The organism is Bacillus sp. SIMBA_154, from assembly GCF_046536015.1.
GTDB classification, from domain to species: Bacteria; Bacillota; Bacilli; order Bacillales; family Bacillaceae; genus Bacillus; species Bacillus pumilus_P.
Genome location: NZ_JAWJBV010000155.1, coordinates 1 through 294 on the forward strand (window position 1 = coordinate 1; position 294 = coordinate 294).

Consider the following 294-nt stretch of genomic DNA (forward strand, 5'->3'; position numbering starts at 1 on the left):
GTGGCAAATGGCTTTCGCTAAGCGAGAAAATTGCATGCATTGCGTGGCCAAATTCGTGTAACAATGTCCCTAAATCATTAAATGTAAAATACCCATTACTATGCTCGATATTACAAGCAATCATTACGCTGTAATCATTGGTTGAGGAAAAATCATGGAAAATATCCACAAAGCTGTCATCAAGGTCATGAGAGAGTTGTATTGAAAGGCATACTTTCTGATGTTTTAAACCATCTAGTGTGATGTACCAAGCGTTATTTCCCACACACTTGAGGTGTGCTTCAAAGCCAAATG

General features: G+C 38.4%; 1 protein-coding gene. It reads right to left on the bottom strand.

The window, feature by feature from the left end:
- On the bottom strand, nt 1-294 hold a 294-nt coding region (locus R0K30_RS21535), incomplete at both ends, for a hypothetical protein (protein WP_410612834.1).